The organism is Sandaracinaceae bacterium (assembly GCA_020633055.1).
In the GTDB taxonomy this organism is placed as follows: domain Bacteria; phylum Myxococcota_A; class Polyangia; order Polyangiales; family Houyiibacteriaceae; genus JADJJE01.
Genome location: JACKEJ010000006.1, coordinates 474,853 through 501,613 on the forward strand (window position 1 = coordinate 474,853; position 26,761 = coordinate 501,613).

A 26,761-nucleotide genomic window follows, 5' to 3' on the forward strand; every position below is an offset into this window, starting at 1 on the left:
CTTCGGAGCGCGCATCGCTCGGCTACAGCACCAGTCCCGCGACGGACAGCGCGATGACCAGCGCGAGCACCCCCCATCCGAAGTGCCGGAAGCGCCAGACGTAGGCGTTCCCTGCCGCGCTCACGCCGAAGAGCAGCGACAGCACCGCGACGAGGAGGACGCGCCCTTCCGGGGTCATCACGTGGGGAGACGCGATCAGGAGGACGCCACCAGCGGCCCAGCCCAGCGCCCCGATGTGCCAACCCAGTCGCATGACGAGGCGAAGCCGGGGCCGCTCCGCGGCAAGCAGAGGGAAGAGATGTCGCTCAGCGAGGATGCTGTGAGCGCCCGCGGTCGCGATCGCGGTGACGCCGGAAGCCTGGGTGATGAGATCATGCATGCTGATTCATTTCCATACAGTGGTGTATGGAAAGGTGATGTTGGTGTTCGACAAAGTCAATACATAAGTGTATGGTGTGGCATGGGTGACAGGTTGAGTCGGGAAGACTGGGTCGAGGCTGGCTTGCGTGCGCTCGCCGCTCATGGACACGAGGAACTCAAGGCCGACCGCCTCGCCCGACGTTTGGGGGTCAGTCGTGGGAGCTTCTACTGGCACTTCGCCGACCTCGCGGCCTTTCACGTGGCCGTGCTCGAGCACTGGCGCGTACGCTATGCAGACGCGATCATCGCTTCGCTCGATTCGGAGCCGAGCGCACGTGCCAAACTCACGCAGCTGTTGCGGCGAACCGTGGGCGCCGATCCCTCCCTCGAGGCAGCGCTGCGTGCATGGTCCATCTCGGACGACGTTGCGCGCCGGGTGGTGGACGCCACGGACCAGGTACGCGTGAGCTACGTGGCGGAGCTGCTGCGTGAGCATGGTGTGCACGCTGACCACGCCGAGCCACGCGCCCACCTGGCGTACTGGGCGTACTTGGGACAGGCGGTGGCGGCGACGCGACCGAGCCCCGAGCTGAGCACCCTAGCCGTGGCCGAGCTGGTGCGCATGGTGCTTGGCGCGTAGCCCCGCGAGCACACCGAACGGCACCAGCGGCGTGAGGACCATGAGCTGCGTCAGTCCCACCACGAGCCCTGCCACCATGGCCATCGCGAGCCGCACGCTTCCTGTGAACCCCAGCGCGCGCGGCGGGCGGTCGAGCCCCAGCCGTGCGCGGACCGACGCCACGCTGTCGGTGAGTAGCTCGTCGTAGTCGGCTCCGTACAGCGTGTCGCTGCTCAGGCCGCGGGCGAAGGCCCGCGCCGTCGCGCGTGGGGCGGTCAGCATGCCGGCGGCGAGGCCACCGAGGTTGATCTGCCACGCGAACCAGGAGCGCTTGCAGCCTGCCCCAATCTCCCACGCGGAGATCTCGAACTCGCCTGTGAGGTCCGTGGTGTAGCCCGTGGCGACGTGGTGCAGGTCGTGGAAGCGCACCGCCGCCACACGCGCGGGCGTGTTGGGGAACGGGAAGGGGACGCGACCGAACTTGAAGTCGACCCACGGCTTGCCGTACCCGCCGTCTGGTCCGAACCCGTTGTCGGCGAAGTATTGATCCCGGGCTTCCAGCATGGTGGGGGCAGCGAAGTCAGTCATGGCGCACACAGCTCCTTTTCGTCGACCGTGGTCAGTGAACGTATGCGGATCTGAGGTCTTCGCTGACTGGAGTCAATGGGAGCGCCGTGGTATTCGTGCATGGTGCCGAAACCAAAGGCGAATACGTCAACCGAAGTCAGCGAAAAGGGACCCGGAAAGCCCGGGAGCCGCAGGCAGGCTCGCAAGGTCTCGCGAGCACAGCAGAAGCTCGACACGGCGCGACTGGTGACCGACGCGGCTCGGGAGCTGTTCTCCGAGCACGGCTTCGACGACACCACCACCGACGCCATCGCGCGCCGGGCTGGGGTCGCCAAGGGCACGCTGTTCTTTCACGCGCGCGACAAGCTGGAGCTGCTCATGCTCGTGCTGCACGACGACCTGCGCGACACGTCGGACCGCTTGTTCCTCGAGCTCCCGGCGGACGTGGCGCTCCGCGCGCAGCTGCTGCTCTTGTTTGGCGGGCTCGTAGACAACTACAAGGCGCGGCCCCGCTTGTCCGAGGCGTTCCTCAAGCGGCTCTTCTTGGCAGAGGGGCCCCAAGCCGACAGGCAGCGGGCGCTCACGTTCACGTTCTTGTTTCGTGTCGGCGAGGTCATCGCGGCGGCCCAGCGGCGTGGCGAGGTCGGTGCCCACGTGGACCCAGGGGTCGCGGCGTCCAACGCGTTCTCGGTGTACGTGATGGCGCTCTTCGGGTGGGCCAGCGGGCACCTCACCTGGGAGGGGGTCATGGACAACATCGCCCGGGCGCTCGACCTGCAGATCTCTGGCTGGGAGCCGCGAGCCGTCGCTCCACCCACGCCGCGCCGACGGAGTGCGCCGTGAGGTGCGGCCATCACGTGGCTGTCAGCCGCGGCTCGGACGCTCGTCCCGGCCATCCGCGTGCCGGGCGAAGCGTACCGGCTCGGCCCCGTGGACCGGGTCGTCCGCGCGCCACGGCCAGCCGCCGAACTGCGTGCGCTGGTAGTCCATGTAGGCCTGCTGCAGCTCCGCGCGCGTGTTCATCACGAACGGACCGTGCTGTGCGACCGGCTCGCCGATGGGCTTGCCCTGCAGCATGAGGAACTCGCTCGCCTCGGGGCCGTTCACCAGGTCCACCGCGGCGTCCGCGCGCAGCTCGAACTGGTGCCGCGCGGGGAGCTCTCGCTCGCGTGTGCGCATGCCGGCGCCTTGGTGCAGGTAGATGCTCCGGCGCGTGCCCGTGTTGGCGGCCGGGAGCGTGAACCGAGCACCGGGCTCCAGCCTGACGGTCCAGATGGCCACGTCGTTCTCGGGCGCGCTCGCCCACGAGTTGGGGGGAGGGGAGGGCGCGCGCGTGTCGCCCAGCCGCCCCGCGATGACCGCCACCTCGGTGGCCCGCCCGTCCGCGTCGCGCGTGGTCACTCGCTCGATGGTCTCGTTCCAGAGCATGGTGAAGTAGGGCGCCACCATCTTGTCGACGCGCGGCAGATTCAGCCAGATCTGGAAGAGCTCGAGCGGGTTCTCGCGCTCGCTCGACAGCAGCGGGAACATCTCCGAGTGCTGGATACCCGCCCCGGCCGTGATCCACTGCACGTCGCCGCCTCCGAAGCGCGCCGCGGCGCCCATCGAGTCCGAGTGATCCAAGAGACCCGTGCGCACGACCGTGACCGTCTCGAAGCCGCGGTGGGGGTGCCGAGGGAAACCCGGGACGACCATCCCGTGGTACATGCGGAAGCCGTCGCGCACCTCGAAGTCGCTGCCCATGTTGCGGCCCGCGAGCGACGTGGTGGGGCCAAACCGCTCGTTCCCTGTGGGGTACTGGTCGAGGTGGTGCGCACAGAACAAGAAGGGGTCGTTCGTGCGCCACAGGAAGCCCAGCGGCTCGGCGCTGAGCACGGGGCTGACGGAAGCGGAGGGGGTGTCGGTCATGCTGCTGGGGGTCCCATGGGCAGGAGTGTGTGCGGGCGGGTCTGCTTCGGCGGCGGTGTGCGCGCCGTGCTGGCCACCGTCCACGCGGCAACCCACGGCGGCTGCAGCGCCGGTCGCGGCGAGCACCTTGAGCGTGTCGCGGCGGCTGACGTCACTCATGGCCGCGCGCCTCCGGCACCTGCGCCAGCGTCCCCCGCGCCAGCGTCCCCCGCTTGCGCCGTGCGCGCGTCGAGGGCGCGTGTGAGTGCGCGCACGAAGACCTCCTCGGTCTGCGCGCCCGTGAGCAGGCTGCGCCCGTCGATGACCACGCTGGGCACCGCGTGGATGCCCTTGTCGCGCCACACCTCGGCTTCTTCGCGCACCGCGCTGGCGTAGCGCTCGTCGTACAACACGGCAGCGGCCTCCTCCGCCGAGAGCCCGGCGCGTCCGGCCGCGGCCGCGAGGACCTCCACCTGGTCCACCGCCTGCCCCTGCGTGAAGTACGCGTCGAACAGCGAAAGCTTCAGCGCGATCTGCGCCTTCGGCCCAGCGCTCTCGTGCGCCCAACGCAGCAGCTGGTGCGCCTTCCACGTGTTGTAGATGCGCGACTCCTCGGTGAACCGGAACGCAAACCCCAGCCCCGCCCCGAGCGCCGTGATGCGCTCCCGCGCCGTCCGGCTCTGCGCGCTGCTCGACCCGTACTTCTGCGCGATGTGCTCCCCGAGGTGCTGCCCACCCGGCGGCATGTGGGGGTTCAGCTCGAACGGCCGAAAGCGCACCACGGCCGTCTCTGCCTCGCCCACCGCGGCCAGCGCCCGCTCGAGCGTCTTGTACCCGATGACGCACCAAGGGCACACCACGTCGGACACGATGTCGATGCGCAGGGGGAGCGAGGAACCGGTCGCAGAAAGACTCATGACAACAACTCCGGAGCAGCACAGTCGGCCCAGCCGGAAGCCCATTACGCTACGTCCGAGCGCCTCCCGCGTCACGCGTCCGCCGACCCCGAGCCCGACCCCGCGTCCCGCGTCCCGCGTCCCGCCGCCCTGTCCCGTGTCCCACGTCCCGCCGCCCGTGTCCCGCGCCCCGCCTCCCGTGTCCCGAGCCCCCGACCCGGAGTCCGGCATCACGCGTCCCGGGACCGGGTCCCCGGGCCCGGTCCCCGTCGCGCACCTCCCGAGTCGCCACACCCATAGGCCGCTCACCCGCATCTCGACCCGACCCACTTCAGGCGGGAACCCCGCGAGTCGCCACACCCATCAAACGCTCATCCGCGCTCACCCGCACCTCGACCCGAACCCCACCGACCCCCACTCCACGGCGCACCCCCAAGCGCACCAAGCGTCCCGGCCACACGCCCCGCGTACCAACGCCACGTAGCCAGCGGGAGGGGAGGCGGCCTGGGCGACGGGTGTCGGGGGGGCCCCAATTCAAGCATCGTGCAGCGATGCGCCGAATTGGGGGAGGCACCGCAAGGAGCGCCTGCGCGACCGAGCCCGTGCCCAGGCCGCCTCCCCTCCCGCTCCCGACCACGCCACCGTTCTCGAACAGGAGCGACCCAGACGCGCACGTGAGCACCTCCGCGTCGACAAGGGGTAGCGTACGTTGTATAGGGCCTCGCATTCGGCTCACGTGACGCATCGCGCGCGGACCGCGAACTTCAGCAGGAGATACCCATGCAGAGAGCGCTGACGCTCTATCAGAGCACCATCGGTAAGAAGGTGGCGATGGCCCTGTCCGGCCTCGTGATCATCGGCTTCTCGATCGGCCACATGCTCGGCAACCTGAACGCCTATGTCGGCGAGGCTGCCTTCAACGAGTACGCGGAGACCCTGAAGGCTACGTGGTACATCGTCTGGCCTACGCGCGCCCTGCTCCTGGTGTGCTTCAGCCTGCACATCGCCTCCGCCTTCACGCTCGTCACGCGCAACAAGGACGCCCGCCCACAGGCCTACCACGTGACCAAGCACCACGAGGCTAACGTGGCCAGCAAGGCCATGCCCATCAGCGGCATCGCGCTGCTCCTGTTCGTGGGCTTCCACCTGCTCCACTTCACGCTCGCGCCGCAGCTCTTCAACGCCGCGCACTTCGAGAATCCCTTCTGGAACTTCTACGCGGGCCTCAGCCACCCCGTGCTGGCCGGCGTCTACATCGCGGGCAACCTCGCCCTCGGCCTGCACATCTTCCACGGCTTCTTCAGCGCCTTCCAGAGCATCGGGGCCAACCACCCCAAGTACAACCCGCTTCGTCGCGACGCGGCTGTGGGCCTCGCCACCATGCTCACCCTCGCGAACGTGATGTTCCCCATCAGCGTTCACCTGGGCTTCATCGACCCCCCCGCGGGCTACGAGCGGGCGATGGCCGACGCCGCCGCCCACGATGGCAGCGCCCACGACCTGGCCCCCAGCGACCACTGACCCCTCGGAGAGATCATGGAACTTCGTTCGAACGAACCCGATAAGTCGATCCCCATCGAGCAGCGGTGGACCCAGCACAAGATGGCCGGCAAGCTCGTCGCGCCCGCCAACCGCCGCAAGTACGAGATCATCGTCGTCGGCTCCGGCCTCGCGGGCGGCGCTGCGGCCGCCAGTCTCGGCGAGCTCGGCTACAAGGTGAAGTGCTTCTGCTTCCAGGACAGCCCGCGTCGCGCGCACTCCATCGCCGCGCAGGGCGGCATCAACGCCGCCAAGAACTACCAGAACGATGGAGACAGCGTCTACCGCCTGTTCTACGACACGGTGAAGGGCGGTGACTTCCGCGCCCGCGAGGCCAACGTCTACCGCCTGGCCGAGCTGAGCGTGAACATCATCGACCAGTGCGTCGCGGCCGGCGTGCCCTTCGCCCGCGAGTACGGCGGCCTCCTGGCCAACCGCTCGTTCGGTGGCGCGCAGGTGTCCCGCACATTCTACGCGCGCGGTCAGACGGGCCAGCAGCTGCTCCTCGGCGCCTACCAGGCCCTCGAGCGTCAGGTGGCGGCCGGCACGGTCGAGATGGTCACCCGCACCGAGATGCTCGACCTGGTCGTCATCGACGGCAAGGCCCGCGGCATCATCACGCGCAACCTGAAGACCGGCGAGATCAAGCCTCACGTCGCCGACGTCGTCGTCCTGGCCACCGGCGGCTACGGCAACGTCTTCTTCCTCAGCACCAACGCCATGGGCAGCAACTGCACCGCGGCCTGGCGCGCGCACCGCAAGGGCGCCCTCTTCGCGAACCCCTGCTACACGCAGATCCACCCCACCTGCATCCCGCGGGCCGGTGAGTACCAGGGCAAGCTCACCCTCATGAGCGAGTCGCTCCGCAACGACGGACGCGTCTGGGTGCCGCGCAAGAAGGAAGACTGCGGCAAGCCCCCCGAGCAGATCTCGGAGAAGGACCGCTACTACTACCTCGAGGAGAAGTACCCCGCCTTCGGCAACCTCGTCCCGCGTGACGTGGCCAGCCGTAACGCCATGTACGTCTGCGACGAGGGGCTCGGGGTGGGTCCGGTCGTCGATGGCGAGCGCCGCGCGGTCTACCTCGACTTCGCCGACGCCATCAAGCGCCTGGGCGAGCCCGTCATCCGCGAACGCTACGGCAACCTGTTCGAGATGTACGAGCGCATCACGGGCGAGTCCCCGTACAAGACGCCGATGCGCATCTACCCCGCCACCCACTACACGATGGGCGGCGTCTGGGTGGACTACAACCTGATGACCACCATCCCCGGCCTGTTTGCGGGTGGCGAGGCCAACTTCAGCGACCACGGCGCCAACCGCCTGGGCGCCTCCGCCCTGATGCAGGGCCTCGCCGACGGCTACTTCGTGCTGCCGTACACGGTGGGCAACTACATCGGCACCGAGGCCAGCAAGCGGATTGGCCAGCGCACCTTCCCCGAGGTCGGCGAGAGACCACCCTGAGGTCCAGAAGGTCCTCAAGGACGTCCAGGCCCGCATCAAGCGGTCGAGCGCCTGCGCCTCGAGCCCAAGTACGGCCGGACGACTTCCACCGCGAGCTGGGCAAGATCATCTGGACCAAGCGCGGCATGTCGCGCACCAAGAGGGCCTCGAGGAGGCGCTCCGCCAGATCCCCTAAGCTGCGCGCCGAGTTCGACAAGCACTTCGAAGATCACGCGGGCACGGGCGAGGAGCTCCGCCAACCAGACGCTCGAGAAGGCCGCCGGGCGCGTGGAGGACTTCTTCAGAGCTGGGCGAGCTGATGGGTGACGACGCGCGCTCACGCGCGAGGAGAGCTGGGCAGGAGGTCACTTCCGCGCCGAGCACGAGGATCCTAAGCGAAGCCGCGCGCGACGACGAGAACTTCGCGTCTGTCCTCGGCGTGGGCCGCACGGGCGAGTACTTCGCCCGCCGGAGCTCAACAAGGAGCTCTCACCTTCGACTACGTCAAGCTTCCAGCAAGCGCAGCTATAACGGAGCAGAGAGGACATGGAAGCACGTTCAACATCACGCTCCATCGTTTGGCGCCAGAAGTCCGCTTCCGCACCGGGCAAGTTCGAGGACTACAAGGTCGAGGCCGACGAGCACATGAGCTTCCTCGAGATGCTCGACGTCGTGAACGAAGACCTGATCGAGAAGGGCAAGGAGCCCATCGCGTTCGACCACGACTGCCGTGAGGGCATCTGTGGTATGTGCGGCATGGTCATCAACGGCGAGGCCCATGGCCCGCAGAAGCTGACCACCACCTGCCAGCTGCACATGCGGCAGTTCAAGAACGGCCCCTTCGACATCTGGATCGAGCCGTTCCGCGCGGCGGGTTTCCCGCTGGTGAAGGACCTCGTCGTGGACCGCAGCGGCTTCGACCGCATCATCCAGGCGGGCGGCTACATCAGCATCCGCACGGGCGCCCCGCTCGACGCGAACGCCACGCCCATCCCCAAGCAGGTCTCGGACATGGCGATGGACGCCGCCGAGTGCATCGGCTGTGGCGCCTGCGTGGCGGCCTGCCCGAACGCCTCGGCGAGCCTCTTCACGGCGGCCAAGATCACCCACCTGGGGCTCTTGCCGCAGGGTCAGGCCGAGCGCCCCGAGCGCGCCCGCAACATGGTCACCGCCATGGACAACGAGGGCTTCGGCGGCTGCACCAACCATGGCGAGTGCGAGTCCGCCTGTCCGAAGGGCATCTCGGTGGACTTCATCGCGCGCATGAACCGCGACTTCGTCAAGGCCAGCGCGACCGCCTACGACCGCGTGGCGAAGAGCGACGGCGACTGAGCCGCACGACCGCGGACATGAGAAGGGCGCGCCGGCGATGGTCGGACGCGCCCTTTCTCTTTGCTCCACGTGGCGGCCTGGTCAGGGCTCTTCGTAGTCGTCTTCGCGGCTGGCGGCCGGTGCCGCGGTGCTCGCCACGGGCGCGGTCCCAGGCTGCGGCGCCACGTACATCGGGTCGTCCTCCACCACGGCCACCTCGAGCGGGAGCGTGACGGTGGCTTCTGGCATGGCCATGTGCCGCTGCCCGGCCCGCGCCGGACCCCGCAGGGTGCCGTAGCGCGGACGGCGGCCCGGGCGCGACCAGTCGACCCAGTGCGTGCGCTCCTCACGCGCATCGACGTGCACGAAGCTGCTGCGGGGGTAGAAGCCGCAACCCACGGCGTCGATGGTGCGGCAGTACTCCCACACGGTGCGGTGCGGCACGCCCTGCACCTGAATGTCCGACGCGATGCCGGCTACGTGCTGGCTGCCGTTCCCGCTGAACCGACGCGGGTCGCGGAAGCCGCTGACCACGGTGATGGTGCGCCCCCCGAAGTGATCACTGATGCGCGCCAGCAGCAGGGCCAGGCGCGGCGTGGTGTGGCGGTCGATGTCCCTCTCGTCGCGGCGCAGCATGCCCTCGAGCTGCCGCAGTCCCCGCCGGCTGACCCCGGCGTCGACGCGCAGCACCGCGTCCACGGGCTCTTCACCGCTGCGGCGCAGCTCCACGCGGCCCGGTTGCTCGGGTTCGCCCCAGCTCTCGGGGGTGCTCGGCGCGGGCTCGTAGCCCGGCAGGATCAGCCGCTGGCCTGCGCGCAGGCGCGGGTTGCCGCGTAGGCGGTTCACGCGTCGCAGGGCGTCGACGCTCACGTCGTGCTGCCGCGCGATGCGCTCCAGGGTCTGACCCGGGCGGGCATACACCTCGCCTGCCGTGGGGATGGTCAGCTCCTGCCCCACGCGGATGCGGGTACCCCGCATGCGGTTGGCGGCCTTGATGTCGTCCACCGAAACCCGGTAGCGCTGCGCGATCTGCCCCAACGTCTGGCCGGCGCGGACGGTGTGCGTCCGGGACGCGTCCGCTCCGTGCGGACCGAGGAAGACTGCGGCGGCGAAAACGAACGTCGCGACCGCAGCCCAAGTGGGGGAGGGCATGCGCATCGCGACGCAGTATGGGGGTGATTGCCGATAGGGGCAACGCTCACCCCCCAGGGGTGGCCTCGGCGGACCCCGGACCCACCAGGGCCTGGGGTCCTCGACTCAGCGCTGGGAGTTCCAGTTCTCGCCGTCGACGTCCAGCGTGTACTGGGTTCCGGGCTGGATCTGCTCGTTGCGCCACTCCTTCCAGTGCCCGCTGCCGTCCACCACGCGGATGTCCCACACGCCGGCGGCGATGTTGGACAGCGTGAGCGACTGGCCGATGCCGAGCGTGTTGCTGCCCAGCAGGTCGGGACCCCAGTTGCTGTCGCTCGCCGGGCTCATGTACACATAGAAGATCGCTTCGCGCGACATGTTACGCAGCACGACGGTCGCGGGCGCACCCTGGACGATTGGCCCCGTCGTCGTCCCGACCCCACCACCACCGCCGCCGCCGCAACCGACCAGCAACGCCATGCCCGTGATGGCCATCGTGATTGCGGCGCGCTGTGCCGCAGAGCGGATGTCTTTCACCATATTCTGACCCTTTCCTTTGGCCCCGCGGGACGCGGATACCATCAAAGTGGAAAAGTCTGCGATGAACACTGCGCCGAACGCAAGGCTAGCGTGCCCGGCGCGCGATGTTTTCGCAGAAGCCGGCGGGGGTGTAGAAGGTGAAGCGGTGGGGCCCGAAGACCACCTCCGACCCGTCTGCCAACGCGACGGGCTTGCGCGGGGTGAGCTTCGTCCCGTCCACCCACGTGCCGTTCCGCGACTCGGCGTCCGTGAGCGTGTAGCCGCCGTCCGCGGCTCCCTGAAAGTACGCGTGATACTTGGAGACGCGGGGGTTGGGCAGCCACACGTCGGCGTTGCGGGCACGGCCCACGCCCACGCGGTCCGCGAAGGCGGCGCCCTTCGCCTTCTGGACGAAGCGCACCTCTCCCGCTCGGATCTGCGGCCGGTCGTCGGCCCCAGCGGCGCCCGCCTTCTGGAGCTCGGCCAGGAACTGAGTGCGCGACATGAACGCGGTGTGAAAGCTGGCCTCGGTCTCCGTCTCCAGGTTCTCCCGCGCGACCAGCACCGGCACCGTGAACTCGGCGCGGAACGCCTCGCGACCGCGGCGCTCTAGCCAGTCGCGATACCACTCGAGCCGCTGGATGGCGTCCACAGGGGCAGTATTCTACAGGCCTTGAATTACTTCAACTTTGGTCAGGGTTTGACCCTCAGGGCAGACCGAGCCGCGGGCCCGGTCCGGCCAGGGGCTCCTCGACGCCGGTCGCCGCGTCCAACTCGACGCGGGCGTGGACGTTCACGGCGGGAGTCACAGACGCGTCGCGGCCCTGCCAAAAGCTCTGTTCTCGAACGGTGACCCAATAGGCCACGTTCAAGGCGCGGGCGCGAGCCGGGCTCGGGAGCAGCAGCGTGCTCAGGTCGCCTCGCAGCGCCTCGAAGGCTTCCCGGTGTTCCTGACCATGCTCGTCGAAGAAGCGGCTCCGGACCTCGTCGTTTCCGCGGAACTCGTCGCCCCCGCCAACGGCCCGTACGTACGTCGCGAACTCGCCGCGCCCGTCGGCGCGGGTGGGGTCGCCCACGCCCTCGAAGCCACGCTCGCGCCAGTGGTACCAGCCGTCGCGGAACGTCCCGTGCGCGAACCGGCGCGGGAACGCGAACGTTCCGTCCGTGATGGCCCCGATGCCGCTGTGGCATCCGACGCACACGGTGCTCTCTTCGAGCGTCTGGGGCCGCAACGCTCCGTGGGCGTCTTCGATGAAGCCCTGCAGGCGCCAACCCTGCCCGTTGACCACACCACGCTCGACAGTGCCGACGATGTGGCGCAGGCGGTCAGGGAACCGGCGCCGCTCCATCACCTCCTCATAGGCAGCCATGCGAAGGGTGCGCGCGTCTTGGAACCCCGTCTTCACCATGTAGCGCAGCTCCTTCATGCGCTGCGCCATGCCCACCCTGCCGTCTCCACCCACCCCCAGGTAGCGCACGCTGTGCAGGAACTCGGTGCCCTCCGGGTAGCGGCCCGCGCCGATGTGGACATCCCCCTCGGCGAGCAGCGTGCGCGCACGGCCGACGTACGTGAGCGGCGGCGAGGGGGCGCCTGCGGCCGGGTGCGCGAGCGGGTCACGGTAGCGGACCTGCACCGCCGTCCCGAGCTCTCCGTCACCGTCGAGGTCGACGCCCAGCGGCGCTTCGTCGGTGGGCGCGATGGCGATGTCCGACTGGCGGATGACGGCCTCCACGATGGCCAGGTTCGCGGCGTACACGGCGCGGTCGGGCGTGCCGTCCTCACGCGCGCGGAAGGCCGCGGGCAAGCGGATCAGCACGTCGTCCGTGGCGCCGTTGGTCGGGAAGAAGGTGCCGAGGAACGGGTAGTACGCGAAGACGCGCCAGCCCGTGTCTCGTCCCGCCGGGTCTCGGTCGAAGCCTTCCGCGTCGAAGTCGAAGTAGCAGTCGGGCGTGTACCCGCTCCAGCGGCCGTCCGCGTTGCTGTCCCACCCGGTGGGAACTTCGCGCAGCACGCGCGCCAGCGTGATCGACCCGTCCGGGTCGAAGTAGTTGTCGCCGCGCACGTAGGCGTCCACGTCTTCGTCGCGGAGGGCCTCGGCCTGAGCGCGTCGGTCCCGGAACAGGTTGCTCCACGGGTTCTCGACGGCCGGCTCGGCGAACGACCAGGCGGTCTGCGCGTCCGCGTCGTCGAGGAAGTTCGGTGCGCGCGAGTCTTGGTGGCACGCGTAGCACGGGTTGTGCGCGGGTACGCCGGACTCCACCTGTCCTCCGGCGTCGGTCTGCGTCCGCGTATAGCACTGCGGCGGGATGTAGGACCACGGCCGCCGGATCGTGTCCGAGCGCAGGTCCATGTCCACGCCGTGGGGGAGGCCGACCTTCGCCACGTCTGCGGCGACGTCACGCGCGTGCGCGCTGGCTACGACGCTCGTCTCCTGCGTCAGCCAGAAGAGGGAGGCCCCCCCGACCACACTGGTCGAGAGGGCGGCGAGCTTCAGCCACGAGCCGCCTCGCTTCACTGTCTGGGTCATGTCCATGCTCCGTCTTGCGAGGGCCTCGCGGCGAACCGCGTCGAGGCTCAGTCCATGCGCGGGAACGCGCCGATGTACCCGACGTAGGCCCGGGCCTCGTCCTCCGACATCAGCTGGTCCTCGTCGCTCTCCCCGTAGGGGTGCTGCACCACGGTCATCAGGTAGGCGTGGCCACCGACGTTCGGGTGGAAGTAGGGCGACGTGGTCTCCGAGCCGTACGGCGTGGTGAGGATGCGCGTCAGCGTGTGGCGGTACAGGTCGTAGGCCCAGACCGCGTCGTTCTGGTGTCCCGAGCCCGTGTCCTCGCCGATCACGAGCATGTCGTAGCCGGGGACGGCCGTGACGTTGTCGGGGTTGGCGATGCCGTCGATGAAGCAGCTGTTGCTCGCGACCGAGCTGTCGGGGCGACCCCACACGACCCCGCTCATGCGGAACGGCACGTAGGCCGAGAACACGTCACCGCCGAGCGTGGCGCCGACATCCGAGGGGAGCGCGTTGGGCGCTACGGGGAGGGCGTACACGGCGCCGCAATTGTTGGCCGCGACGCGGATGTGGTTCGGACCGCCGAGGTCGTTGCTGCCCCCGTCGGTCATGCCGCGGGCCACCTCACTCATCGCGAGGTAGAGGGTGCCGCGCGTCGGGTCGAAGGTGATGCCTTCTTCCTTGCGGAACTCGGTGGTGGCGCCGAAGTACGCGGCGACGCGGCGCGTCTCGAGGCGCGCGGCGATGGCGATGTCGCTGTCGCTGGTCGGGAGCAGGCGCAGGCACTCGAAGCCCGCCTCGGTGTGCGTCGCGCGATAGGTTGCAGGGCAGGTGCCCGCGGCTGCGTCGAGGGGCGCCGTGGTGTCGAAGATGTCCGCGAAGCCCACGCCCTCGTCGATCGCGGCGTCGACGTCACTGTCCTGCGCGTGGCCAAGGGAGACCCAGTCGAGGTACGCGTCACCCACACCGTCGCCGCTGAGCTGGTTCCAGCGCACGGCGTACAAGTGTCCCTGGCTGAGGTCGCCGGGGCGATCCGCGATGAACATGAAGAGCCCCACGTCCGTTCCGTCGTCCGTGAGCATCACGGTGCGCTGGTCGGGCATGACGTAGGCCAGCTCCATGTTCATGCGGCCCATCGCGTAGCGCTTGGTGGGCACTGGCGTCGCCGTGCCGCCGTCGTCGATGTGCACGGCCAGCTCGACCGCGAAGCCGTAGCGGTAGGGGCGGAACGCGTCCATGGCGTCGCTCAGGTCGCCGCTGTCCGTCGTGTCCACACCGAAGTAGTCGCTGGCGAAGATGGCGCCGCCACCGCCGGACACGGCGCCGCGGAAGCCCGCCATGTCGCTCAGACCTTCGAAGGCCTTCGCGTCGGGCGGGTACTCCTCGGAGCCCAGGTGGCTCTGCCACGGCGTGACGCTGCCAGCACAGGGGATCCAGATGCCGCCGACGCTGGCGAGGTCCACCGGCGCCGTCGAGGTCAGGCTGAGCGCGCCCGTGCTCGCGTCCTGGGCGACCTCGGAGAACATCACACCGCCAGGGGTGTCCTCGAGATGCGTGAAGCTGAACAGGCGACCGCCGACGCGCAGGAGGCTGGTGTAGTCGGTGGCCGTGGAGATCACGTCGTCGCCCGTCTCGGTCTGCAGCGGCGCCCCGGTCTCGTCGACGAGCACTCCGAAGGCGTTGCCGCCGATCACGTCACCCGTGCGCGCGAGGACCTGGTACCCGTCGAGCGCGACCTCCTGGCCGTTGACCGTGGCCGTCGCGCTGGCCCGCACCGCGCGCTTCTCCGCGTCGGTGCTGGGGAAGCCGATCCCCTCGAACGCGAGCGTGCCGCCGCCGTTCTCACCCGGGGCTCCGTTGGTGCCGTTCTGACCGTTGGTGCCGGGCGCGCCGTTCTGACCGTTGGTGCCGTTTTGGCCGTTGGTGCCGTTCTGGCCGTTGGTACCGGGCGCGCCGTCCATACCGTCGGCCCCGTCGGAGCAGCCGAGCGCGAAGGCCGTGGCGCCGACGGCGAGCGCACGCTGCACCCAAGCGTAGTTCTTGTTCGTCATGATCCTGTCTCCTAGCGTCCGCGCGCAGAGAAAGGGGCGCGCCGGACGGGGTCCATATGACGCATCCAGCAGCGCGAATTCGGCCTGCCCGAGCCTTGTCGCGGGCTCGTGAGGCGCTCGTCACAATGGGCCCGAATCGTTGCATTTGTTACCGTCGCGCACATGAGCGACGGAACCCGCGAGAAGAGTCACTGGGGGTGGGGTTGGGCAGACCAATTCCCGAGCGCAGACGAGCGCCGGGAGCGCGGCAAGCAGGCGCAGATGCTGCTGGGCTTCGCGCCCGAGCGCGTCGACGAGCCCGTGCCGCTCGGGGACGTGCAGATCGCAGCGGCCCGTGTCGTGCCGCCGGCGTCTCTGACGGCCGTGTTCGACACGCGCGACGAAGCGCGCATCCGGCACACCCACGGGCGCAACTACCCCGACATCGTGCGCGGCTTTCGCGGCGACTTCGCGGGAGCCCCCGACGCGGTGGCGTTCCCGCGCGACGAAGACGACGTCACGCGCGTGCTGGACTGGGCAAGCGCGAACGACGTGGTGGTCGTCCCGTACGGCGGCGGCACAAGCGTCGTCGGAGGCATCTCGGCCGGATCGTCGCAGCTGACGGGGAAGGGGTGCGATGACGGCCCCCGCCCGCCTTTCGTGTCCCTCGACCTGTCGCGCTTGTCGCGCCTGCTGGAGCTGGACGTCCCTTCGCGGAGCGCGCGTATCCAGGCCGGCGCGAGCGGCCCGCGCTTGGAGGCCCAGCTCGCGCAGCACGGGTTCACCCTGCGTTTCTTCCCGCAGTCTTTCGAGTTCGCCACCTTGGGGGGCTGGATCGCCACGCGCGCGGGCGGGCACTTCGCGATGGGGCCCACGCACATCGACGACCTCGTGCAGAGCACGCGCACCGTCACGCCGCGGGGCGTGGTCGAGACGCGGCGCTTGCCCGGGAGCGGCGCAGGGCCGAGCCCCGACCGGTTGATGCTCGGCAGCGAGGGCACCCTCGGGGTCATCACGGAGGCTTGGATGCGCGTGCGACCGAAGCCCGTGCACCGCAGCACGGCCACGTGTTTCTTCAAGGCCTGGAACGACGCCGTCGCCGCGGTGCGCGCGCTCTCGCAGTCTGGGTTGTACCCCGCCAACTGTCGTCTGCTGGATGCGCGCGAGGCCGCGCTCAACCTGGTCAGCGTGGACGGGAGCGCCGTGCTCATCTTGGGCTTCGAGGGCGCGGACCACGCCTTCCACGGGCCGATGGCGCGTGCGCTCGAGCTGGTGGCCGACCACGGCGGACGGTGCCCCAAGGGGGCGCTGCACGCGGAGGAGGGCGCGAAGAGCGGCGACGAGGGCGGCGCTGGCGCGTGGAAGCGCGCGTTCATCGACGCGCCCTACATGCTGAACCTGCTGGCCAGTCTGGGGCTGGTGGTGGACACGTTCGAGACGGCGTGCACGTGGGACCGCTTCGAGGCGCTGCACGCTGGCGTCATCAAGGCGGTCCGTGACGCCATGAAGCGCGAGGCCGGGAGGGGCTTCGTCTCGTGTCGCTTCACGCACGTGTATCCCGACGGGCCAGCTCCGTACTTCACCTTCGTGCTCCCGGGTGGCGGCGCCGAGATCGAGCGCTGGGTGGCCGTGAAGCAGGCCGCGAGTGAGGCCGTCGTGCGGCACGGTGGCACCATCACGCACCACCACGCCGTCGGCCGCGTGCACCAACCGTGGTACGTGCAGCAGGTCCCCGACCTGTTCCGCGTAGCCTTCCGCGCCGCAAAGCGCGAGCTCGACCCGGCGGGCATCATGAACCGCGGCGTCTTCGCGCTCTGAGCGCGGCGCCGGCGGGATGCCCCCAGCGCGCAAACGCTGGTAAGCTCCGCGCATTCATGGACGTCATCTGTCAGAACTGCGGGACCGAGTACGACTTCGACGAGACGCTCGTCTCCGAGCGGGGCACCACGGTCAAGTGCACCCAGTGCGCCCACCTGTTCAAGGTCTACCGGCCCGGCGGAGGGGACGCGCGCCCCTGGACGCTCCGGCACCGTGACGGGCGCGAGGAGCTCGTCGCGACCCTGCGCGACCTCCAGAAGATGATCGCCACGGGCCAGCTGAGCGAGTTCGACGAGATCGCGCGACAAGGGGACCCGTACAAGCCGCTCGGGTCCATCGCGGAGCTGGGCACGTTCTTCGCGCAGGCGCGGGCTTCGCGGCCGGACTCCGTCCCGCCCGTGTCGCTGCCGCCTTCCGCAATCGCGCCGCGGCGCTCCAAGGGAACGTTGATGGGCTACTCGCCCGTGTCCGACTCGGCGCGGCCGCCAGCCTCGTCGACGGGGCATCAACTGGCGGGCGCCCCGAGTGACGACCAGATCACCAGCGTGAGCGTCGCGCCGAGGCCGTCGCACACGCCTTCGGTGCGTCCGTCCGCTCCCGTGGGACAGGCGGTGTCGGAACCGGCGCCAGCGCCTACCCCAGTGACCCCGCGACCCGTGGCGGGTCCTCCCGCGCCGGAGCGCGCGAACCCGGCGGCGGCGGCGGCGGCCAAGGCGTCACAGCGCGCGATCGCCGCGACGCGTGCCAGCGACCTCCTGGAGGAGCCCGTCCAGGCTCCACGCGCTCCGTCGCCAGCGACGCGACCCGTCAGCGCGGACGACGACGTGGACGACGTCCAGCTGCGCGGCCTCTCCTCACCCAAGTGGGGCCGCTGGGTCTTTCTACTCATCATGGTCGCGCTCGCGGCCGGGGCCTACGCGCAGCGTGACCTCATCATGGCGCAGGTGGAGGCGCTGCGTGGCCCACCTCCCGACCTCGCGGCGCCGTTCCTGGCCGACGCGCAGGAGCAGCTGCGACACGACGACGCGGACGGTTATCGCCGCGGCATTCACGAGCTCATCCGCGCCTCCGGGGTTGCGGACCGCGACGCGCGGGTGCTGACGGCGCTCTCTCGGGCGTACGCGCTCAAGGCGCAGATGCACGAGTTCGACGCGCAGGACCTCGTCGCCGACGCGGGTGAAGACCCCGCGCGCTTGGCCGAAGCCGCCGCCCTTCGCGTCGTGGCTCGCGACGCAGCGGCGGAGGCGCGGGTGAAGGCGGAGGACGCCGTGCGCGAGGCGCCCGACTCGGTGGAAGCGCGCGTCGCGCTGGCCGACGCGCTGCGCCTGACGGGCGACCTGAGCGGCTCACGCCGCCACTACGACAGGTCACGCGAGCTGGCTCCCACGGCCAGCGCGGACCAGCTCACGGTCGGCGCGTTGTTGGCGGCTGCCGAACAGGAGGACCTGGGTGCCGCGCAGGACCTCGCGCAGCAGGCCGTCGGCGCCGACGCGGGTCTGATCCGCGCGCGCATCGTGCTGGCGCGAGCGCTCCTCGCCTCTGGGAGCGGCGAGGCGGCCCGCGCACACGTGTCCCACGTGCTCGCGACCCGGGCGGATCACCCCGGCGCCCTCGCCGTGCGGCGCCGGCTCGACGGCGAGGCTCCGCAGCCCGAGGCCGCGGAAGAGCCCGAGGTCGCGCCGGCCCCGGCAGAAGCAGCGGACGAGAGCGACGCGACGGCCGCGACGCCCCCCGCATCGAGTCCTCCGGCGGGGGCGTCGGCGCCGCGGGACGATCGGTCCTACGACGAGATGACCGCCGACGGCGCGCCATCGACGGGTTCTTCCGAGAGCAGCGGCCGCGGCGCCGAGGTGGAGCTGGACGACGGACGCCCGCCCGAAGGGCGAGATTACAGCTGGTACATCCAGCACGGCGACACCGCTCTCTCGGGTGGCAACCTGTCGCGCGCCGATCTCTTCTATCAGGCGGCGCTCGAGGTGCGTCCCGGCTCGTCCGAGGCCTCCACCGGGCTGGCCAACGTGCTGCTGCGCAGAGGTCGCGCCGACGATGCCGTGCAGCGCTTCCGCCAGGCGACGCGCCAAGGCTACGGCCCGGCGTTCATCGGGCTCGGTCGCGCGAACGAGGCGCTTGGTCGTCGCAGCGAAGCGATCCAGGCCTATGAAGACTACCTCCAGCGCGCCCCCAGTGGATCGCTGGCCAACACCGCGCGCGCCCGGCTCGAGGCGCTGCGTCCGACCCCCGCGCCGACCCCCGCGCCCAGCCCAGCGCCCAGCCCAGCGCCTGCGCCGACCGCGCCTTCCCCAGAGCCCACCCCCTCCACACCGGCGCCAGCCCCAGACCCCGCGCCGGTTCCGGCTCCCAGCCCCGCGCCGGCCGCGCCCGGACCGTCATGAGCGCCCCGCACGAAGCCCCCCCGCGGCGGCGTTGGCTGTGGCCGCTGTTCACGGTCGGCTTGTTGTCCACGTGCGTCCTACGTTGCGCCGTGTCGACCGAGCCCGACCGCGACGAGTCCGGCGGCCTGGGGGAAGTCGAGGTGCGCGAACTGCTGCTCCACGGTCCTCCCGCCGAGGGGCCCGCGCGCTCCGGCCTCGGCGGGGGAGGTCACGCCACCATGCGCCAGGTGCTCGCCCAGCTGCGGCTCGTCGAGCAGCAAGACAGCGCGCGCGGGCTGTTTCTGCGTCTCGGTCCAATGGGGGGGGCGTGGGGCACCGTCGCCGACCTGGCCGAAGCCATCGCGAGAGTGCGGGAAGCCGGGAAGCCGGTACACTGTCACTTCGACAGCCTCGACAACGCAGGCTTCGCGCTGGCGGCGGGGTCGTGTGACCGGCTGAGCATGACCCCCGCGGGCCACCTCGACCTGGTCGGGGTCGCCGCTCAGGTGTTCTACGCGCGTGAGCTGCTCGAGAGCGTGGGCGTGCGCGCCGAGGTCATCGCGATGGGTCGCTTCAAGAGCGCTGGCGACGTCTTCACGGAGACCGACATGCCCGCCGCCGCGCGCGAGGCGACCGGGGCGCTGCTCGACGACGTCAACGCGGCGTTGGTCGACGCGGTCGCGCGACGCTTCGAGGGAGACGTGGGCAGGGCAGCAGCGGCGATCGACGCGGGACCCTACGGCGCGGAGGCCGCGCGCGCTGCGGGGCTGGTGGACGCGGTGGCCTTCGACGATGAGGCGCGCGAGCACGCGCGCGTCGCAGGGGACGTGGCGAAGGTTCGCAGGCTGGAGCTGCCCATCCAACGCCAAGAGGGGCTCGGCCGGCTGCTGCAGCTGGTGGCAGGCGGCGACGACGCGGAGGCGGTGGCAGGGCCGCACGTGGCGATCGTGCATGTGACCGGCCACATCGTGGACGGCGAGACCGCAAGCGGCGCCAACGCCGTCAGCGGGCCGTTCGTGACCGAGGTGCGCCGGCTGGCGGACGACGACGACGTCCGCGCCGTGGTGTTGCGCATCGACTCCCCAGGGGGCTCCGCGCTGGCCAGTGACCGGATGTGGCACGCTGTACGGCGCCTCGCTGGGCGCAAGCCCGTGGTGGCGTCGTTGGGGGACGTGGCGGCCAGCGGCGGCTACTACATCGCCAGCGCTGCGCGTGAGATCTATGCGCAACCCGCGTCCATCGTGGGCTCGATCGGCGTCATCGGCGGCAAGGCGGACGCCTCGGGGCTGTTCGAGCGGCTCGGCGTGCGGCCAGTGGTCATCACGCGCGGCGCGCGCGCGGCGTGGATGACGACCACCCGCGGCCTCACGGAAGACGAGCGTGGCGCGGTCACCGCCCTCTTGCGTTCCGCGTACGAGCGCTTCCTGCGTCGGGTCGGGAGCTCGCGCGACATGCCGCGCGCGGACGTCCACGCGGTCGCGCAGGGCAGGGTGATGAGCGGCGTCGCGGGTCACCGGGCTGGGTTGGTCGACACGCTCGGAGGCTTCACCGCAGCCCTGCAGCGTGCCCGCGAGCTGGCCGAGCTGCCCGCCGACGCTCCGACCGAAGAGTGGCCGCGCGAAGCGGGCGTCCTCGAGGCGCTCTCCACCTTGGCAGGCGCGCAGAGTCGAGAGGCCGCGTCGTACGCCCTCTGGTTGGAGATCGCGGGACGCATCTCGCCGCGGGTGGCAGACGTGGGCGCGGCTCCGTTGCTGCTCTGCGACGACCCCGTGCTGGCGGCTGCACCCTACAGCATCGAGGTGCGCTGACGCGCGCGACGGATCCGCGCCGAGCGCCGCTTCTTTGACGCTTTGGGGCGTCCGCGCGAGCGTCTCCGCGATGCCTCCTCACGTGCAGCCAGCCCCCGTTCGTTTGCGCCTCGACCGTGCGCCCACCACGACGCTGCTCGTGGGGCTGCTGGCAGGGACGCTCGGCCTCTGCGCCGCGAGCCCCAACGTCGCGGCGCAGGCTCCGCGCGGGGGCTCACCCGTCAGCGACTACGGTGGGCTCGAGCAGGCCTGCGAAGGGGCGCGCGACACCGGCCCGCGGCGGCTCTATCAGGTCATGGTCGAGAGCGGAGACTGGCAGTTCGCGGCCTACGACGAGGGACGTGGTGCGCTCCCCGTCGATGCGCGACCGAGCCTGCGCGTGCTCGCTGGGGTCGCGGCCTTCCTCCCCTCGGGTCTCGAACGGCTCGAGTTCCCAGTGGACGAAGAGGGCGCGGCCACGCTGCGCGAGCGCTCCGCCCGTGGCGCACTGCGGGTGGGCTTCTTCCTCGGCTTCGATGGGCAGCCCGCGCGCGCCTGCCTCGTGCGGGGACCCGCCACTCAGAGCCTGGTGCGCGGTGACCTGGCCTACCTGGAGCTGCTGGACGCGGACGGGGCGCTGGTGGTTCGCGCCGAGTACGACCGGCTGAGGGCGTGGGCCGACGACCCCGCGCGCGTGGAGGTCCCTGGAGAGGGGCCACGCGTCGTGTTCGGAGACCCGACCAGCGCACACCGCGGCGTCCGCCCGGCGGCTGCGTGGATCGACCCGGTTCGCGGCCGCGCGGCGCATATCGCCCGACGCTGCTACGAGCCCGCGCTGGCACGGGGTGCGCGTGCGCACGCGATGGTCGTCGTGCGCCTGACCGTGGACGGAAGCACGGGTGACGTCCGCGCCGCCGACGTCGAGCTCAGCACGTTGGGCGACGCCGAGGGCGCACGGTGCATCGCCGATGCGCTGCGGGACGACGTGCGAGTCCCTCGCTTGCGCGTCGCGACCGAACGCGTGCTGGTTCGCGTGTCCGTCACCCTGGTCAGCGAGTGAGGTCCAACAGCGTCCGAACCAGCTCGGCCGGATCCGCGGCGCCGGGGACGGCCCGCATCACCGCCACGCCGTAGACGCCCCCGTCGCGCAGCGGGCGCACGTCCTGCAGCGAGACCCCTCCGAGCGCCAGGACGGGCAGGCTGGTGTGCTGCGCGAGCCGCGTCAGCCACGCGACGCCGCGGCCCGCGCCCTTGTGGGGGACGGCGCCCACGGGCCCGAGCGTCACGTAGGTGGCCCCCTCCTCCTCCGCGCGCGCAAGGCCCTCGGCGTCGTGGCAGGAGCGGCCGACCAGCGCGTGCGGACTGAGCTCGGCGCGTGCCGCGTACACCGTACCCGCCCGCTCCGGCAGGTGCACGCCAAGGTTCAGCTCACGGGCTAGCGCCGGATCGTCGTTGACCACCACGGCGGCGCCAGTGTCGCTCAGGGCCTGGCAGGCCGCGCGCCGTGCCACCCCATCCCAGCGCGCCAGCCGCACTTGCACCAGCACGCGCGTCGCGTCCACGTGCTCGCCAGTGAGGGCGCGCACGAGCGGCGTCAGCGGATCTTCGGCGTCCTGGTCCGTGACCAGCATCAGGCGCGGCAGCAGGTTCGCTGGCGCAGGGCGTGAGGGGCCCACCGAAGTTCGCTCGGTGTTTGGCCCAGCTCCCCCGCTCATGCGCCTCAGCCTCGGCTGGGCGTGGTCGCTGCCGCCGACTCGGGACCGGCCTCGTCTGCAGGGGGCTCGGCGCCCGAGGGCTCCTCCGCGCCGTCACCGCCGCTCAAGATGTCTTGGGCGCGCGCGGCTTCCCGCGAGCTCGGGTAGCGCTCGATGATCGTCTCGAGGGTCGTCCGCCGGGCCGCCTCGTTGCCCTCTGCCTCGAAGAGCTCGCTGAGGCCGAACAGGGCCTCCGCGGGGGTGTCGGTCATGCGCCGCTCGGGATCGGGGTCCGCCGCGCACTGAAAGGGCGCGCTCCCCATGGCGAGTGCAAACAAGGTCGCGATCAGCAGTTTCACGTTGGATCCAGGGTTCCGGGCGGAAAGAGACGGGCGCTCAGTGGTCCGAGCCGATGACGCCCTCGAGGGGGCTCGAGGCGGTCGCGTAGAGTTTCCTCGGAATTCGACCAGAAAGGAAGGCCTCTCTGCCCGCCTCGACCGCTTTGCGCATGGCGGACGCCATGAGCACGGGGTTCTTGGCGCTCGCGATGGCCGTGTTCATGAGCACGCCGTCGATGCCGAGCTCCATGGCGAGGGCCGCATCGGAGGCCGTGCCCACGCCGGCGTCCACGATGACGGGGACGTTCGCGTGCTTGACGATGATCTCGATGTTGTACGGGTTGCGCACGCCGAGGCCGCTCCCAATAGGGGCCGCCAGCGGCATCACGGCCGCGCAGCCGAGGTCCTCGAGGCGGCGCGCCGCCACGGGGTCGTCGTTGAAGTAGGGCAGCACGGTGAACCCGTCCTTCACGAGGATGGCGGCCGCTTCGAGCGTGGCGGGGACGTCCGGGAAGAGTGTGCGCTCGTCGCCGATGACCTCCAGCTTGACCAGTGGCGTGTCCAGCATCTCGCGCGCCAGGCGCGCGGTGCGCACCGCGTCCTCGGCCGTGTAGCAGCCAGCCGTGTTCGGCAGGATGGTGTAGCCGCCTTCGCTCAGCAGCTGGAACACGCTGCCTTCGCCCCGCACGCTCAGGTCCACGCGGCGCACCGCGACGGTCACCACCTCGCACTGCGACGCGGCCAGCGCGGCCTTGGCGGTCGCGTGGTCCGGGTACTTGCCAGTGCCGGTCAGGAGGCGCGACCGGAAGGTGAAGTCGCCCAGGCGCAGGAGGTCGTCGGTCTGTGTCTCGCTCATCGGTTTCTCTCGGCTCTCGGCTCTCGGTTCTTGCTTCCCGCTTCGCGGGTCTCACTCGCCGGGGCGCGTTTGGGGCGACGCGGGTCGTGCGACCTGCCGTCCAGCCGTGGACGGTCCGCGCGCTCGATGCGCCCTCTGCTGGCCTCGCGGGTCAGCCCCCCCCGACGAAGTGCACGACCTCGACGTGGTCTCCGCCACTCAGCGTGGCGGTCGCGTGCTGGGCGCGCGGCACGATCTCGCGGTTCCGCTCGACGGCCACGAGGGTGTCGCCGAGCCCCAGGGACTCGAGCAGCGCGCGCACCGTGCTGCCCTCTTCCACGTCGCGCGCTTCGCCGTTGACGGTGACCTGAACTAGCTTCATGGGGCGCTCATGGTAGACCGTTCGGCGTCTGCGCGCACGCTGCGCCTGGCCCCTTCCGCGTGACCACTCCTCCGCCACCTTCCGCGCACGCGTCGTCTCCCGTGCGCCGCATTCTGCTGGGCGACAACCTCGCGCTGCTACCGACCCTGCCGCGGGGGTTCGCGCGCCTCGCGTACATCGACCCACCGTTCAACACGGGGAAGACGCAGTCCCTCTCGCCCGTACGCGCCATGGCAGACGAGGAGGGGCGCGCAGGCTTCGCTGGGCGACGCTACCGACTCGACGCCGCGGGGGACACGCAGCGCTACGCGGACGCGTTCGACGACTACCTGGCGTTCCTCATCCCGCGCATCGAGGCCGCGTTGCCGTGCCTCACGGAGGACGCCTCCCTGTTCGTCCACCTGGACTACCGCGAGGCCCACTACGTGAAGGTGGCGCTCGACCGCTTGCTCGGGCGCGCCTCGTTCATGAACGAGATCATCTGGGCCTACGACTACGGCGCGCGCAGCAAGTCCCGGTGGAGCGCCAAGCACGACACCATCCTCTGGTACGCGCTGAACCCCAAGCGCTACGTCTTCGACTTCGAGGCCATGGATCGCATCCCGTACATGGCGCCGGGCCTGGTCGGCCCAGAGAAAGCAGCGCGCGGCAAGACCCCCACCGACGTCTGGTGGCACACCATCGTGCCGCCGGGCGGTAGGGAGCGCACCGGGTACCCCACGCAGAAGCCGCTCGGCGTGCTGGAGCGCTTCATCAAGGTGCACACCGAGCCGGGTGACGTCGTGCTCGACTTCTTCGCGGGCAGCGGCACCACGGGCGCGGCTGCGGCGGCGCACGGGCGCGGCTACGTGCTGCTCGACGAGAACCCCGCGGCCGTGGATGTCATGGAGCGGCGGCTGGGGCACTCGCGGGGCTGAACGTCACCTCGAACATGGCGGGCCACTCCTTGCCGGTGATGAGGAAGTGTCCGCTCTCGGGCAGGTAGGCGATGCCGTTGAGCACGTCCGTGGTGCGTCGCTCCTCGGGGGTCAGCAGGCCGCGCGCGTCGATCACCGCCGTGACCTCCCCATCGCTGGGGTCGATGCGGACGATCTCGTCGGTCTGCCAGACGTTCGCGTAGACCACGCCGTCCACGCACTCGAGCTCGTTCAGCATACGCTGGGGCCGGCCGCTGCGCGTGACGCGCACCTCGCCGCGCGCGTCGAAGGTGGCGGGGTCACGGAACACCAGGCGGTTCGAGCCGTCGCTCATGACCAGGCGGTCCTGCCCCGCGTCGTAGCACAGGCCCCAGCCTTCCCCGGTGTAGTGGAGCTCGCGCCGGGGCGCGAAGGTCTCGAGGTCGTACTCGAACGCCACGCCGTCCTGCCACGTCAGCTGCAGCAGGCGGTCACCGACCAGCGCGAGCCCCTCGGCGAAGTACCGTGCGTCCACGTCACGCTTGCGTGAGACCTCGCCCGTCTCGAGCACCACCTCGCGCACCGACGAGCGCCCGTTCAGACCCGTGCTCTCGAAGACGCGTCCGTCGCTGTGGACGAACAGCCCTTGCGTAAAGGCCAAAGGGTCGTGAGGCAGGCGCCGGAGCACGTGGACGCGTAGCCGCTCGGGCGTGTTCGCCGCGGCCCCGGGAGGCACACCTGGACTCGTGGCGGGGCGCTCCTCCCGGGCTGCGACCTGCACGACGGTACCCTGTGCGGCGGCTTCGCCTTCGCGCTGCCGCACCTGATACACCACCGCGCCGAGCACGAGCAGGACGGCGCCCAGGGCCATCCACGTCAGGCGGTTGCTGCGGGGAGGGGCCTGCTCCGGCGGGGACGGGCGGGTGGACGAGGGCGGTGGAGAGCTGCTCACCGACCGAGAATAGCAGCGTCTTGGCGCTGGGCTCATGGTATCCCGGCGCTCATGGGACGACACAAGAGCGCAGTGAACAGCTCCATCGCCGCCTCGAGCGTGCGGCAGTGGTACGGCAGCATGGTGTTGGGCAGGCTCCCGGTCCCCCCAGGCACGCTCACGTTGTTCGACGCCGAGGGAGACGCCGACAGCCGGCTCGTGCGTGAAGCGCTGACCGAGCTGGACGTGGACCTGCGCATCGTGCCCGTGCCGGAGGGGGGGCAGCGCCACCGCGGCGCGCTCGTAGCCCTGGGGGGCGGGAGCGCTCGCGTACCCCTCTTGCACGACGCCGGAGCGGACGTGGTGGCGCAGGGCAAGGGCGCCATCTTGCGGCACCTCTTCGTGACGTATCGGCCAGACGACCCGCGCGTGCCGTTGCGCTATCGCTTCGGAGCTACCAGCTCCAAGCTGGCGACGCGCGTCCGCAAGGGCCGCGGCCTGCGCGCCACCGAGGGGCGGCCCGCCGCGCAGGACCTCGAGCTGTACAGCTTCGAGTCGAGTCCCTTCAGTCGCCTGGTGCGTGAGCGCCTGACCGAGCTGGAGCTGGCCTATCTCCTGCACAACCTGGGGAAGGAGCAGCGCGCCGACATCGGCCCTGCGGGGAAGACCCTGACGTTCGGCAAGCCATACGCGCCCGTGCCGGGGGGGAAGCGCGAAAAGCTGCTCGCGCGGGGCGGTCGAATCCAGGTTCCCTATCTGATCGACCCCAACACATCGACGGCGCTCTACGAGTCGCGGGCCATCCTCGAGTACCTCGACCGAACCTACGCTCGCTGATCGGCGCCGTGCACCGAAGCCATCAAACGCTTCGTCCGACGTCCGCGTTCCGGCGGGCC

The 26,761-nt window shown here is 70.6% G+C and carries 24 protein-coding genes and 1 pseudogene; 11 read left to right on the top strand and 14 right to left on the bottom strand.

The genetic code is table 11. The features are described 5' to 3' along the window. Window positions 1-22: 22 nt before the first annotated feature. Window positions 23-379 carry a hypothetical protein gene (locus H6726_11440; protein MCB9658250.1) on the bottom strand — a complete coding sequence of 119 codons (357 nt, stop codon included), beginning with the start codon at window positions 377-379 and terminating at the stop codon, window positions 23-25. Between the two features lie 81 nt (window positions 380-460). Here H6726_11440 and H6726_11445 point away from each other — a divergent pair, with 81 nt between their 5' ends. Further along, window positions 461-1,000: a TetR/AcrR family transcriptional regulator gene (locus H6726_11445; protein ID MCB9658251.1), complete on the top strand. Its 540-nt coding sequence runs from the start codon at window positions 461-463 to the stop codon at window positions 998-1,000. Here the strand turns inward: H6726_11445 and H6726_11450 are convergent. Beyond that, window positions 959-1,567, bottom strand: coding sequence for a hypothetical protein (locus tag H6726_11450; protein ID MCB9658252.1), 609 nt, complete (start codon window positions 1,565-1,567; stop codon window positions 959-961). The genes H6726_11445 and H6726_11450 overlap by 42 nt on opposite strands. A 225-nt stretch (window positions 1,568-1,792) precedes the next feature. Here H6726_11450 and H6726_11455 point away from each other — a divergent pair, with 225 nt between their 5' ends. Next, window positions 1,793-2,389, top strand: coding sequence for a TetR/AcrR family transcriptional regulator (locus tag H6726_11455; GenBank protein MCB9658253.1), 597 nt, complete (start codon window positions 1,793-1,795; stop codon window positions 2,387-2,389). 21 nt (window positions 2,390-2,410) lie between these two features. Here the strand turns inward: H6726_11455 and H6726_11460 are convergent, their stop codons facing one another. Next, window positions 2,411-3,613: a pirin family protein gene (locus tag H6726_11460; GenBank protein MCB9658254.1), complete on the bottom strand. Its 1,203-nt coding sequence runs from the start codon at window positions 3,611-3,613 to the stop codon at window positions 2,411-2,413. Further along, window positions 3,610-4,350, bottom strand: coding sequence for a DsbA family oxidoreductase (locus tag H6726_11465; protein MCB9658255.1), 741 nt, complete (start codon window positions 4,348-4,350; stop codon window positions 3,610-3,612). The genes H6726_11460 and H6726_11465 overlap by 4 nt, the downstream gene beginning before the upstream one ends. 759 nt (window positions 4,351-5,109) lie before the next feature. On the opposite strand from H6726_11465, the gene H6726_11470 reads away from it, so the two are divergent. From H6726_11470 to H6726_11480, 3 genes and pseudogenes are all read left to right on the top strand, one after another. After that, window positions 5,110-5,850: a succinate dehydrogenase cytochrome b subunit gene (locus H6726_11470; protein ID MCB9658256.1), complete on the top strand. Its 741-nt coding sequence runs from the start codon at window positions 5,110-5,112 to the stop codon at window positions 5,848-5,850. A gap of 15 nt (window positions 5,851-5,865) precedes the next feature. Then, window positions 5,866-7,960 (top strand): annotated as a pseudogene (locus H6726_11475) (fumarate reductase/succinate dehydrogenase flavoprotein subunit). Beyond that, window positions 7,858-8,643 (top strand): succinate dehydrogenase/fumarate reductase iron-sulfur subunit, encoded by a 786-nt coding sequence (locus tag H6726_11480; protein ID MCB9658257.1) that lies wholly within the window; start codon window positions 7,858-7,860, stop codon window positions 8,641-8,643. Before H6726_11475 ends, H6726_11480 begins: the two are co-directional and overlap by 103 nt. 81 nt (window positions 8,644-8,724) lie before the next feature. Here the strand turns inward: H6726_11480 and H6726_11485 are convergent, their stop codons facing one another. The 5 genes from H6726_11485 to H6726_11505 all read right to left on the bottom strand — a co-directional run bounded on the left by H6726_11485 (window position 8,725) and on the right by H6726_11505 (window position 14,833). Beyond that, a complete protein-coding gene (locus H6726_11485) occupies window positions 8,725-9,774 on the bottom strand; it encodes a LysM peptidoglycan-binding domain-containing protein (protein MCB9658258.1) in 1,050 nt (349 codons plus the stop codon). 105 nt (window positions 9,775-9,879) lie between these two features. After that, window positions 9,880-10,293: a hypothetical protein gene (locus H6726_11490; protein MCB9658259.1), complete on the bottom strand. Its 414-nt coding sequence runs from the start codon at window positions 10,291-10,293 to the stop codon at window positions 9,880-9,882. 85 nt (window positions 10,294-10,378) lie between these two features. Continuing rightward, window positions 10,379-10,924 (bottom strand): FHA domain-containing protein, encoded by a 546-nt coding sequence (locus H6726_11495; GenBank protein ID MCB9658260.1) that lies wholly within the window; start codon window positions 10,922-10,924, stop codon window positions 10,379-10,381. Between the two features lie 55 nt (window positions 10,925-10,979). Then, window positions 10,980-12,800: a hypothetical protein gene (locus tag H6726_11500; protein ID MCB9658261.1), complete on the bottom strand. Its 1,821-nt coding sequence runs from the start codon at window positions 12,798-12,800 to the stop codon at window positions 10,980-10,982. A gap of 47 nt (window positions 12,801-12,847) precedes the next feature. Beyond that, the gene (locus H6726_11505; GenBank protein MCB9658262.1) at window positions 12,848-14,833 is read right to left on the bottom strand and encodes a DUF839 domain-containing protein; all 1,986 of its coding nucleotides are present in this window, start codon (window positions 14,831-14,833) and stop codon (window positions 12,848-12,850) included. A 162-nt stretch (window positions 14,834-14,995) separates the two neighbouring features. Between H6726_11505 and H6726_11510 the strand changes: the two genes are divergently transcribed. The 4 genes from H6726_11510 to H6726_11525 all read left to right on the top strand — a co-directional run bounded on the left by H6726_11510 (window position 14,996) and on the right by H6726_11525 (window position 21,849). After that, window positions 14,996-16,630 carry an FAD-binding oxidoreductase gene (locus H6726_11510; GenBank protein ID MCB9658263.1) on the top strand — a complete coding sequence of 545 codons (1,635 nt, stop codon included), beginning with the start codon at window positions 14,996-14,998 and terminating at the stop codon, window positions 16,628-16,630. A gap of 56 nt (window positions 16,631-16,686) precedes the next feature. Further along, the gene (locus tag H6726_11515) at window positions 16,687-19,023 is read left to right on the top strand and encodes a zinc-ribbon domain-containing protein (GenBank protein MCB9658264.1); all 2,337 of its coding nucleotides are present in this window, start codon (window positions 16,687-16,689) and stop codon (window positions 19,021-19,023) included. A gap of 89 nt (window positions 19,024-19,112) precedes the next feature. Then, window positions 19,113-20,810 (top strand): signal peptide peptidase SppA, encoded by a 1,698-nt coding sequence (gene sppA, locus H6726_11520; GenBank protein MCB9658265.1) that lies wholly within the window; start codon window positions 19,113-19,115, stop codon window positions 20,808-20,810. A 70-nt stretch (window positions 20,811-20,880) separates the two neighbouring features. Beyond that, window positions 20,881-21,849 carry a hypothetical protein gene (locus tag H6726_11525; GenBank protein ID MCB9658266.1) on the top strand — a complete coding sequence of 323 codons (969 nt, stop codon included), beginning with the start codon at window positions 20,881-20,883 and terminating at the stop codon, window positions 21,847-21,849. On the opposite strand, the gene H6726_11530 is transcribed toward H6726_11525, so the two are convergent. The 4 genes from H6726_11530 to thiS all read right to left on the bottom strand — a co-directional run bounded on the left by H6726_11530 (window position 21,839) and on the right by thiS (window position 24,038). After that, on the bottom strand, window positions 21,839-22,504 hold the full coding sequence (locus tag H6726_11530) for a thiamine phosphate synthase (protein MCB9658267.1): 666 nt from the start codon (window positions 22,502-22,504) through the stop codon (window positions 21,839-21,841). The genes H6726_11525 and H6726_11530 overlap by 11 nt on opposite strands. A 5-nt stretch (window positions 22,505-22,509) precedes the next feature. Continuing rightward, the gene (locus tag H6726_11535) at window positions 22,510-22,842 is read right to left on the bottom strand and encodes a hypothetical protein (protein ID MCB9658268.1); all 333 of its coding nucleotides are present in this window, start codon (window positions 22,840-22,842) and stop codon (window positions 22,510-22,512) included. Window positions 22,843-22,879: 37 nt separating this feature from the next. Next, the gene (locus H6726_11540; GenBank protein MCB9658269.1) at window positions 22,880-23,677 is read right to left on the bottom strand and encodes a thiazole synthase; all 798 of its coding nucleotides are present in this window, start codon (window positions 23,675-23,677) and stop codon (window positions 22,880-22,882) included. A 151-nt stretch (window positions 23,678-23,828) separates the two neighbouring features. After that, entirely contained in the window at window positions 23,829-24,038 is a 210-nt protein-coding gene (gene thiS / locus H6726_11545) for a sulfur carrier protein ThiS (GenBank protein MCB9658270.1), read from the bottom strand. 101 nt (window positions 24,039-24,139) lie between these two features. Here thiS and H6726_11550 point away from each other — a divergent pair, with 101 nt between their 5' ends. Continuing rightward, window positions 24,140-24,955: a site-specific DNA-methyltransferase gene (locus tag H6726_11550; protein MCB9658271.1), complete on the top strand. Its 816-nt coding sequence runs from the start codon at window positions 24,140-24,142 to the stop codon at window positions 24,953-24,955. On the opposite strand, the gene H6726_11555 is transcribed toward H6726_11550, so the two are convergent. Continuing rightward, window positions 24,921-25,805, bottom strand: coding sequence for a glutaminyl-peptide cyclotransferase (locus H6726_11555; protein MCB9658272.1), 885 nt, complete (start codon window positions 25,803-25,805; stop codon window positions 24,921-24,923). The two genes, H6726_11550 and H6726_11555, sit on opposite strands and share 35 nt — an antisense overlap. A gap of 132 nt (window positions 25,806-25,937) precedes the next feature. On the opposite strand from H6726_11555, the gene H6726_11560 reads away from it, so the two are divergent. Next, window positions 25,938-26,702, top strand: coding sequence for a glutathione S-transferase N-terminal domain-containing protein (locus H6726_11560; protein ID MCB9658273.1), 765 nt, complete (start codon window positions 25,938-25,940; stop codon window positions 26,700-26,702). Window positions 26,703-26,761: the final 59 nt, after the last annotated feature.

What these genes read in the sequence shown, in the direction of transcription:
- H6726_11440 (MCB9658250.1), bottom strand. Translation starts at nt 379, where the DNA reads ATGCATGATCTCATCACCCAGGCTTCCGGCGTCACCGCGATCGCGACC.
- H6726_11445 (MCB9658251.1), top strand. Translation starts at nt 461, where the DNA reads ATGGGTGACAGGTTGAGTCGGGAAGACTGGGTCGAGGCTGGCTTGCGT.
- H6726_11450 (MCB9658252.1), bottom strand. Translation starts at nt 1,567, where the DNA reads ATGACTGACTTCGCTGCCCCCACCATGCTGGAAGCCCGGGATCAATAC.
- H6726_11460 (MCB9658254.1), bottom strand. Translation starts at nt 3,613, where the DNA reads ATGAGTGACGTCAGCCGCCGCGACACGCTCAAGGTGCTCGCCGCGACC.
- H6726_11465 (MCB9658255.1), bottom strand. Translation starts at nt 4,350, where the DNA reads ATGAGTCTTTCTGCGACCGGTTCCTCGCTCCCCCTGCGCATCGACATC.
- H6726_11470 (MCB9658256.1), top strand. Translation starts at nt 5,110, where the DNA reads ATGCAGAGAGCGCTGACGCTCTATCAGAGCACCATCGGTAAGAAGGTG.
- H6726_11480 (MCB9658257.1), top strand. Translation starts at nt 7,858, where the DNA reads ATGGAAGCACGTTCAACATCACGCTCCATCGTTTGGCGCCAGAAGTCC.
- H6726_11485 (MCB9658258.1), bottom strand. Translation starts at nt 9,774, where the DNA reads ATGCCCTCCCCCACTTGGGCTGCGGTCGCGACGTTCGTTTTCGCCGCC.
- H6726_11490 (MCB9658259.1), bottom strand. Translation starts at nt 10,293, where the DNA reads ATGGTGAAAGACATCCGCTCTGCGGCACAGCGCGCCGCAATCACGATG.
- H6726_11500 (MCB9658261.1), bottom strand. Translation starts at nt 12,800, where the DNA reads ATGACCCAGACAGTGAAGCGAGGCGGCTCGTGGCTGAAGCTCGCCGCC.
- H6726_11505 (MCB9658262.1), bottom strand. Translation starts at nt 14,833, where the DNA reads ATGACGAACAAGAACTACGCTTGGGTGCAGCGTGCGCTCGCCGTCGGC.
- H6726_11510 (MCB9658263.1), top strand. Translation starts at nt 14,996, where the DNA reads ATGAGCGACGGAACCCGCGAGAAGAGTCACTGGGGGTGGGGTTGGGCA.
- H6726_11515 (MCB9658264.1), top strand. Translation starts at nt 16,687, where the DNA reads ATGGACGTCATCTGTCAGAACTGCGGGACCGAGTACGACTTCGACGAG.
- H6726_11525 (MCB9658266.1), top strand. Translation starts at nt 20,881, where the DNA reads ATGCCTCCTCACGTGCAGCCAGCCCCCGTTCGTTTGCGCCTCGACCGT.
- H6726_11530 (MCB9658267.1), bottom strand. Translation starts at nt 22,504, where the DNA reads ATGAGCGGGGGAGCTGGGCCAAACACCGAGCGAACTTCGGTGGGCCCC.
- H6726_11540 (MCB9658269.1), bottom strand. Translation starts at nt 23,677, where the DNA reads ATGAGCGAGACACAGACCGACGACCTCCTGCGCCTGGGCGACTTCACC.
- thiS (MCB9658270.1), bottom strand. Translation starts at nt 24,038, where the DNA reads ATGAAGCTAGTTCAGGTCACCGTCAACGGCGAAGCGCGCGACGTGGAA.
- H6726_11555 (MCB9658272.1), bottom strand. Translation starts at nt 25,805, where the DNA reads ATGGCCCTGGGCGCCGTCCTGCTCGTGCTCGGCGCGGTGGTGTATCAG.
- H6726_11560 (MCB9658273.1), top strand. Translation starts at nt 25,938, where the DNA reads ATGGGACGACACAAGAGCGCAGTGAACAGCTCCATCGCCGCCTCGAGC.